Consider the following 7,173-nt stretch of genomic DNA (forward strand, 5'->3'; position numbering starts at 1 on the left):
AGTATATTATTATAGTGAAGTATAAGACGGCTTTTAGTTCAGACACATATTAGAGGAGGAAATACGGATGAAACATGACTTAATTATCGTACTAGATTTCGGTGGACAGTATAATCAGCTTATCGCAAGACGTGTTCGTGAAAATAACGTTTACTGCGAGGTACATCCTTATAATTTAAGCATCGAAAAAATTAAAGAAATGAATCCAAAAGGAATCATCTTCACAGGTGGACCAAACAGTGTATATGCTGATGAATCACCAATCTGTGATAAAGAAGTATTTGAACTTGGTATCCCAGTACTTGGGATCTGCTATGGTTCACAACTTATGGCTCACCTTTTAGGTGGAAGCGTAGCAACAGCTCCAGTAAGTGAATACGGTAAAACAGAAGTAGCAGTAGAAACAGCTTCAAAATTATTTGATGGGGTAGCACCATCTACAATTTGCTGGATGAGCCACACAGACTACATTGAAAAGGCACCAGCAGACTTTAGCATTACAGCTCATACACCAGTATGCCCAGTAGCAGCTATGGAAAATGCAGCTAAAGGACTTTACGCAGTACAATTCCATCCAGAAGTTATGCATACACAAGAAGGTCAAACAATGCTTTCAAACTTCGTTCACAAAATTTGTGAATGCGAAGGTGACTGGAAAATGGATTCTTTCGTAGAAACAACAATTAAAGAAATCCGCGAAAAAGTAGGCGACGGAAAAGTATTATGTGCTTTATCAGGTGGTGTAGATTCATCTGTAGCAGCAGTACTTCTTTCTAAAGCAATCGGAAAACAACTTACATGTGTATTTGTAGACCACGGTTTACTTAGAAAAAATGAAGGGGATGAAGTAGAGGCAGTATTCGGTCCAGAAGGTCACTATGATCTTAACTTCATCCGTGTAAATGCACAAGAAAGATTCTACGCAAAATTAAAAGGCGTAGAAGATCCAGAAACTAAGAGAAAAATCATCGGTGAAGAATTCATTCGTGTATTCGAAGAAGAAGCTAAAAAAATCGGTGCTGTAGACTTCTTAGTACAAGGAACAATTTACCCAGATGTAATTGAAAGTGGACACGGTAAATCAGCAGTTATCAAATCACACCATAACGTAGGTGGATTACCAGACTGTGTAGATTTCAAAGAAATCATCGAACCACTTCGTCTTCTCTTCAAAGATGAAGTACGTAAAGCAGGTTTAGAATTAGGTATTCCAGAATACCTTGTATTCAGACAACCATTCCCAGGTCCAGGACTTGGTATCCGTATCATCGGTGAAGTAACAGCAGAAAAAGTACGTATCGTACAAGATGCAGACTGGATCTACCGCGAAGAAATCGCAAAAGCAGGTATCGATAAAGAAATCGGTCAATACTTCGCAGCTCTTACAAACATGCGCTCAGTAGGCGTAATGGGCGACGAAAGAACATATGATTACGCAATCGCCCTAAGAGCCGTAACAACAAGCGACTTCATGACAGCAGAATCAGCTGACCTTCCATGGGAAGTACTTGGAAAAGTAACAACAAGAATCGTAAACGAAGTTAAAGGGGTTAACCGTGTACTCTACGACTGCACAGGAAAACCACCAGCAACGATTGAGTTTGAATAGAAGCTAAAAAGCTACAGTCCATTGAAATACAAGGACTGTAGCTTTTATTTTTTTATCATGGTACTAAAATGGTACTCTTTATACTAGAGAATATAAATTAATAGTTAGAATATATATAATATGCATGCATTTATATTGTTTTAGTATTATACTATGGTATAATATTATGGTACAAACCATAAAGGATAAATAGGAGTAAATATGTTTAATGAGCATCTATATCATGGAACAGGTAAAATACGTGGTGATAGAATGCTTTCAAATCAAGAGATGGAAATTTCAAGAGGAAATTCTCATTGGCTAGGAGATGGAAGTTATTTTTTTGAAGAAAAACTATATGCATTTAAATGGATTTCAGATATGTGTAGAAAACGATATCCAAAAGAGCCACATGATGAATCCTTGATTAGAAATTACTCTATTTTGGAGGCCAGTATATTAACAATAAAAGAAAGAGTATTTGATTTAAATAAGGCAGAACATAAGATACTCTTTGATGAAGTTTATAATCTATTATATGAGATGAAAAAAGAGAGTGCTGATTTATGTAAAAGTGAGCTATCGGAAGGTGTAGTTTTAAATTACATGTTTGAATCCATGAATTTTAAGGAAAAATATGATATTGTAGTAGCGGTCTTTTTAAGAAATACTACAAACTATAAAAGCATAAATACAAGACTTGGATTTATGCCACAAAAACAAATCTGTGTAAAAAAACAGGATATTGTTAAAAATATCATAGATGTTAATTATCGTGAAGATATAGCTAGTTTTCAACAACAATTAAGCAAGCTTAATTATAATGCACCAATATCTCATTTAAAAACATTAAAAAGAAATAGTATTAAAGGTACTCATCTTCATAAAAAGGCATATAATATGATTAAATAACTGTAAGAAGGCAACAATATAGTTAAGCTATAGAGTAGCAGGGAGGGATTAGGATGAATTTACAAAAGGAATTGCAAGCTATCAGAGAACATTTTTCAAACTTAAGTGTACAAGAGCTTGAAAAAAATTTACTTATGGCAGGGATAGATGAAATTAAGCCAAGTAAGTCATTTGGTATGCACATGATTACTGAACGTGAAATATACTTAAACAATAAAGAAAGGTATGTAATATTAGGAGACAAAGATTTAAATGTTTTTTCAAATACATATCTATGTGAGGTAGCTTAATGAGTGTAAAAGCAACTAACATAAAAAGTAAATTAAGATTTATCAATTATGTTGTAAATAAAGTAGAATTCTATATGAATCCTAAATTCACTGGAGATGCAGTTTCTTTAGATTTCGATATAGAAAGAGAAATAAAATTTTTAGAAGATGAAGATAATACTGTCCTAGTTAAGCTAGAAGCTGATATATTCCCATTAGCAGAGTATAAGAATTATCCTTTTAGTATGAAACTAGAGATTACAGGTGTTTTTGAGATAGAAAATAATGCAACAGAAGTAGAGGCTAGAGGACTCGCAGAAACGAATGCAATTGCTATATTATTCCCATATCTTAGGGCTATGGTTACTACATATAGTGCAAATGCGAATGTTGAGCCAATAATAATACCACCAATCAATGTACTTAAAATGGTGAATGATAAAAAAGAGGTCTAAGTAGTTAGACCTCTTTTTTTAATGCCTCCAATTGATTAGCAACTTCTTCATGTTTATTAGGATATAAGTGACTATAAGTCCCTAATGTAGTTTCTACTTTTTCATGCCCTAACCTTTGGGATATAATCAAGATATTTATTCCCATTTCTATAAGTAGTGAAGCATGTGAGTGTCGCAAATCATGGACACGTATTTTTTTTACACCCGACTTTTTACAGGCCCTTTCCATGTTATGTCTGAAAAAGTGTTTTGTATATGGGAATAGCCTATCTGTAGGGTCAAGATCGTAGAGAGTATCTATATAGTCTTTAATCGTTTTTGTAACAGAAGTTGGTAAGGTGATAATACGTTTACTCTTTGGTGTTTTGGGTTCAGTAATATAGTCTTTTCCGTTAAGACGTGTATATGACTTTGTAATAGTCACTGTTGAAGCCTGAAAGTCAAAGTCATTGGTAGTAAGAGCAAGAAGTTCTCCACATCTCATTCCACTATAAAAGAATAGGATAAGAGCAGTTTTAGCAGCGTTATCATTTACATGAGAAATAACTGTATTAAATTCTTCTAAAGTCCAAAAGTCCATATCATCAGCACGACCTTTGCCAATAGAGCCAGCCTTATGGCAAGGGTTATCTTTTAAATCATAGTATCTAACAGCGTAGTTAAAGATAGCAGATAGCTGATTATTCACAGTTTTAACATAGGTTGGTGAATAATTTTTACTAAGCAATTCATTTTGCCATTTCCTAATATGAGGGGCTTTGATGGTATTGATAGGTAATTCTGCGAAGTAAGGTAGTATTTTATGTGTTACTATATATTCTTTGGTAGACATAGTACTAGCTTTTAATCTAGTTTTCATATCTTCAAAATACACATCTACAAGGCTTTTAAATGGCATATCGCAGTTCATTTGTTGTTTATTTAAGAATTCACGTTCAAAATCTAATGCTTCAGATTTCTTTTTGAATCCTCGTTTCTTTTTCACTTTTTTTTCGCCAGTCCAGTCAGTATAGTAGAACTTGGCATACCAAGTCCCTCTATCAGCATCTTTATAAGCAGGCATAATAATACCTCCATTCTGTGTGTAATTTTAAATAATTCTGGGGATAAAGTCTAATGAGAAATTATTCCTGTTCAAAAATATGTTGGTTTTCATCAAACCATTTCAATAGTTCTAGGGCTGTTTCTTCTGTAAGTGGTTGGCCACCTGTATGGATATGCATAATTCCAGTCTGTTCTAATCTTTCTCTGGTTTCTTTAGTAAGTAAACTTGTATCATTAATAAGCATATTAATCCTCCTAAATAGAATGTATGTTCGGTTTTGATTCAAAAATAAATAAGCTTAAGCTTATTGAATAGAATGTGTGTTCGATAATATCTTAAAAATAAATAAGCCTAAGCTTAATTAGTTAAATTTTAATTCAAGTAATTCTACAGGTAAGTATTCTGCATTTGCAATTTCATTTAAAGAGTAATCTATGTAATCTTTTAGTAGGTCATCATGAATAAGTAATTCACAAGCAAATATATTAGCCTCCTTCTCAATTTTAGAGGAGAGTAGGAGCGTCTTATTTTTAATGAAACAGCAATTTGTTTTAGGATGTAATACAGCATGTCCAAGTTCATGAGCTATTACAACCTTACGTTGATGATAGTCTAAATCAGAGTTAACAAAAATTACTTTATGATTTTTCATAAATCTATAAGAGCCTGCATTTGAGCCTAATGGCATATCAATTATCATAATTCCCATTCTATTTGCAAGCTCTTCTGGATCATTTGTTTTATGTTTCTTAAGAAGTTTAAGAACCTCTTTTTTAATATATTTTTTCATTCGTATGTATTTCCCCCAAACCAGTTGACTTATTTGCGATATTTTTTTGGAGTATACTTTTGTTTATTTTCTACTTTTATTCTTTTTAAAGCAAACTCTAATGCATCCCTAAATAATTCTTTATCTTCATCTGACATCTCATGGCCATTGTAATAAAGTGGGCCATCTTCACCAGAATCAATTTTAGACATAATAGATTCTAAGTCTTTCGCAATATCTTTTTTGTCTCTATCGTTTAATACCGGATTTTGAGAATTTATTTTAAGGCTAGATGTAGAGTTATCTGTCATTCCTAAAAGATAGTCTACAGATACATTAAATATACGAGCTATATCCTTAAGCATATTATTATCAGGAGTACGTCTATTTTGTTCATACATACCAATTGTACTAGCAGAAACTTTTAATTTCTTTCCCAACTCACTTTGCGTCAACTTATGACTTAATCTTAATTTTCTTATAGTTGAACCTAGCATAAAGACCTCCTTTAAGTGTATTTATTATAATATACCACACATTATGTGTGGTAAAAGTAAAATACACAAAATGTGTGAAAAAATATTGACACTACACAAAGTGTGTGTTATATTAAAATCACACAAATCGTGTAGTTAGTGAGGTGTAAAATGGATTGGTTAAAGAATTTTAGATATAAACAAAATTTAACAATATCTCAAATGGCGATAGAATTAGGGGTATCTAAGTCTTTATACGAAAAAGTTGAGTATGGAGATAGAAATCCAAGTGCTAATTTTATTAAGAAGTTTAAAGACAGATTCCCAGATGAAGATATAAATATTTTTTTTAACAGCAAATAACACGAAACGTGTGAAATGTTTTTTAGATATTTTGTAATTTAGGAGGTATTTAGCATGACAACTAAAAAGTTTTTACGTGTGACAGACATTATGGAGCTGATGGATATTGCAGAGTCAACAGCGTATAAGCTTATGAGAACGCTTAATAAAGAACTTAAAGACCAAGGAAAGCAAACATACTCTGGTAGAGTTTCTAAAAAATATTTCTATGAGAGAGTATACATAGATTGAATGAAGCGTATCAGGGATTATAGCAAATAAGTGAGTTGCAACCACAAATGGAATTAGGATGATTTCTGTATTAACTATAGTTTATAAAAAACAAACTGTCTGAGGAATACAGAAAAGCAGATAAATAATGTGCATATATACATTAAAACGTATAGAAGGGATGAAAAAATGAAAATAAATCAATTTAGAACAAAATTATTTGAAGCAAGAAAAGAAAGAGGATTATCTCAGTTAGATGTTGCACTTAAGCTTGGGGTAACTCAATCAAGAATAAGCGATTGGGAACTTGGTAAAGAGGATTTACGAGTAGAAACTGTTATTGCTCTTTCAAGAATTTATGAAGATCCAGAAGTGTATACGCTGTATATGTCAGAAGAACATGGAGCAGATGACTTAGTATTTTCACCAAACTGGTGTAAGCACAGCGGACAGGATTTACGGCTAGTTGCATTGGATATCCAAAATGAGTATAACGATGTATCAGAAGAAATCCCAAGACTAATGAAAATACTTAGAGATGGGGTGATAGATGATACGGAAAGAACAGATTATAACAGCTTTATACAACAGTCAAAAGAATTGGTGGCAGTGTTGTTCCCACTGATACTTAGAGAAGAAATGCAAAAGAAAAAAGCCCTTCAAGACGGCAATCTTGAAAAGGCTTACATTTAAAAAATACATGTGTGACTTAAGTATAGCACGGTTTGTGGCTTAAGTCAAAGGGAGCGTTGACAAATGAATAGTAAAAAGAGTGCAATTGTTAATTTTATTGCTCAAGAGCTTAATAGCTTTATATACATTTTAAGTGTTGTATCAGGAGCGTTATTAGGAGGCGCATTGGTAGCAAGTATACCACTTTGTGCAATTCTAGTAGGCTTTTACAACTTATAGATAAAAGGGGGATAAGCTTTGAACTTACATGATCAAGCAGTAAAAATAGCCAATTACAAGATTGCATCAAATCCTAAAGTGTACAGTGCTTATACAGACTCGGTGCTCTATGAAATGCTTGTTGAGGAATGTGAGGCACAGTTAAATTTCTCAACGGCAACATTTCAAATTCAT

12 protein-coding genes are annotated in these 7,173 nt (G+C 32.9%); 8 read left to right on the forward strand and 4 right to left on the reverse strand.

Annotated features, from left to right (window positions below; genetic code table 11):
- The first annotated feature begins 67 nt into the window (after positions 1-67).
- From guaA to H8718_RS17005, 4 genes are all read left to right on the forward strand, one after another.
- Positions 68-1,609 carry a glutamine-hydrolyzing GMP synthase gene (gene guaA / locus H8718_RS16990; protein WP_249334000.1) on the forward strand — a complete coding sequence of 514 codons (1,542 nt, stop codon included), beginning with the start codon at positions 68-70 and terminating at the stop codon, positions 1,607-1,609.
- A 201-nt stretch (positions 1,610-1,810) separates the two neighbouring features.
- A complete protein-coding gene (locus H8718_RS16995; RefSeq protein WP_249334002.1) occupies positions 1,811-2,500 on the forward strand; it encodes a hypothetical protein in 690 nt (229 codons plus the stop codon).
- Between the two features lie 53 nt (positions 2,501-2,553).
- On the forward strand, positions 2,554-2,790 hold the full coding sequence (locus H8718_RS17000) for a hypothetical protein (RefSeq protein ID WP_249334004.1): 237 nt from the start codon (positions 2,554-2,556) through the stop codon (positions 2,788-2,790).
- The gene (locus H8718_RS17005) at positions 2,790-3,224 is read left to right on the forward strand and encodes a protein-export chaperone SecB (protein WP_249334006.1); all 435 of its coding nucleotides are present in this window, start codon (positions 2,790-2,792) and stop codon (positions 3,222-3,224) included. The genes H8718_RS17000 and H8718_RS17005 overlap by 1 nt, the downstream gene beginning before the upstream one ends.
- A gap of 4 nt (positions 3,225-3,228) precedes the next feature.
- Here H8718_RS17005 and H8718_RS17010 read toward each other — a convergent pair whose 3' ends face one another.
- The 4 genes from H8718_RS17010 to H8718_RS17025 form a co-directional block, all read right to left on the reverse strand.
- A complete protein-coding gene (locus tag H8718_RS17010; RefSeq protein WP_249334008.1) occupies positions 3,229-4,287 on the reverse strand; it encodes a tyrosine-type recombinase/integrase in 1,059 nt (352 codons plus the stop codon).
- A gap of 61 nt (positions 4,288-4,348) precedes the next feature.
- Positions 4,349-4,513, reverse strand: a complete 165-nt coding sequence (locus H8718_RS17015) for a ComEC/Rec2 family competence protein (protein WP_249334010.1) — start codon at positions 4,511-4,513, stop codon at positions 4,349-4,351.
- 117 nt (positions 4,514-4,630) lie between these two features.
- The gene (locus tag H8718_RS17020) at positions 4,631-5,059 is read right to left on the reverse strand and encodes an ImmA/IrrE family metallo-endopeptidase (RefSeq protein WP_249334012.1); all 429 of its coding nucleotides are present in this window, start codon (positions 5,057-5,059) and stop codon (positions 4,631-4,633) included.
- Positions 5,060-5,088: 29 nt separating this feature from the next.
- Positions 5,089-5,535, reverse strand: coding sequence for a helix-turn-helix domain-containing protein (locus H8718_RS17025; protein ID WP_249334014.1), 447 nt, complete (start codon positions 5,533-5,535; stop codon positions 5,089-5,091).
- Between the two features lie 150 nt (positions 5,536-5,685).
- Between H8718_RS17025 and H8718_RS17030 the strand changes: the two genes are divergently transcribed.
- From H8718_RS17030 to H8718_RS17045, 4 genes are all read left to right on the forward strand, one after another.
- The gene (locus H8718_RS17030) at positions 5,686-5,877 is read left to right on the forward strand and encodes a helix-turn-helix domain-containing protein (protein WP_249334016.1); all 192 of its coding nucleotides are present in this window, start codon (positions 5,686-5,688) and stop codon (positions 5,875-5,877) included.
- 54 nt (positions 5,878-5,931) lie between these two features.
- The gene (locus H8718_RS17035) at positions 5,932-6,108 is read left to right on the forward strand and encodes a transcriptional regulator (protein ID WP_249334018.1); all 177 of its coding nucleotides are present in this window, start codon (positions 5,932-5,934) and stop codon (positions 6,106-6,108) included.
- Positions 6,109-6,276: 168 nt separating this feature from the next.
- Positions 6,277-6,780, forward strand: a complete 504-nt coding sequence (locus H8718_RS17040; RefSeq protein ID WP_249334020.1) for a helix-turn-helix transcriptional regulator — start codon at positions 6,277-6,279, stop codon at positions 6,778-6,780.
- A gap of 63 nt (positions 6,781-6,843) precedes the next feature.
- On the forward strand, positions 6,844-6,999 hold the full coding sequence (locus H8718_RS17045) for a CorA family divalent cation transporter (protein ID WP_249334022.1): 156 nt from the start codon (positions 6,844-6,846) through the stop codon (positions 6,997-6,999).
- The last annotated feature ends 174 nt before the right edge of the window (positions 7,000-7,173 follow it).

Source organism: Zhenhengia yiwuensis (assembly GCF_014384995.1).
Taxonomy (GTDB): Bacteria; Bacillota; Clostridia; order Lachnospirales; family Cellulosilyticaceae; genus Zhenhengia; species Zhenhengia yiwuensis.

Bases quoted from the DNA above. Each gene is read 5' to 3' on its own strand.
- guaA (WP_249334000.1), top strand. From the start codon at position 68: ATGAAACATGACTTAATTATCGTACTAGATTTCGGTGGACAGTATAAT.
- H8718_RS16995 (WP_249334002.1), top strand. From the start codon at position 1,811: ATGTTTAATGAGCATCTATATCATGGAACAGGTAAAATACGTGGTGAT.
- H8718_RS17000 (WP_249334004.1), top strand. From the start codon at position 2,554: ATGAATTTACAAAAGGAATTGCAAGCTATCAGAGAACATTTTTCAAAC.
- H8718_RS17005 (WP_249334006.1), top strand. From the start codon at position 2,790: ATGAGTGTAAAAGCAACTAACATAAAAAGTAAATTAAGATTTATCAAT.
- H8718_RS17010 (WP_249334008.1), bottom strand. From the start codon at position 4,287: ATGCCTGCTTATAAAGATGCTGATAGAGGGACTTGGTATGCCAAGTTC.
- H8718_RS17015 (WP_249334010.1), bottom strand. From the start codon at position 4,513: ATGCTTATTAATGATACAAGTTTACTTACTAAAGAAACCAGAGAAAGA.
- H8718_RS17020 (WP_249334012.1), bottom strand. From the start codon at position 5,059: ATGAAAAAATATATTAAAAAAGAGGTTCTTAAACTTCTTAAGAAACAT.
- H8718_RS17025 (WP_249334014.1), bottom strand. From the start codon at position 5,535: ATGCTAGGTTCAACTATAAGAAAATTAAGATTAAGTCATAAGTTGACG.
- H8718_RS17030 (WP_249334016.1), top strand. From the start codon at position 5,686: ATGGATTGGTTAAAGAATTTTAGATATAAACAAAATTTAACAATATCT.
- H8718_RS17035 (WP_249334018.1), top strand. From the start codon at position 5,932: ATGACAACTAAAAAGTTTTTACGTGTGACAGACATTATGGAGCTGATG.
- H8718_RS17040 (WP_249334020.1), top strand. From the start codon at position 6,277: ATGAAAATAAATCAATTTAGAACAAAATTATTTGAAGCAAGAAAAGAA.
- H8718_RS17045 (WP_249334022.1), top strand. From the start codon at position 6,844: ATGAATAGTAAAAAGAGTGCAATTGTTAATTTTATTGCTCAAGAGCTT.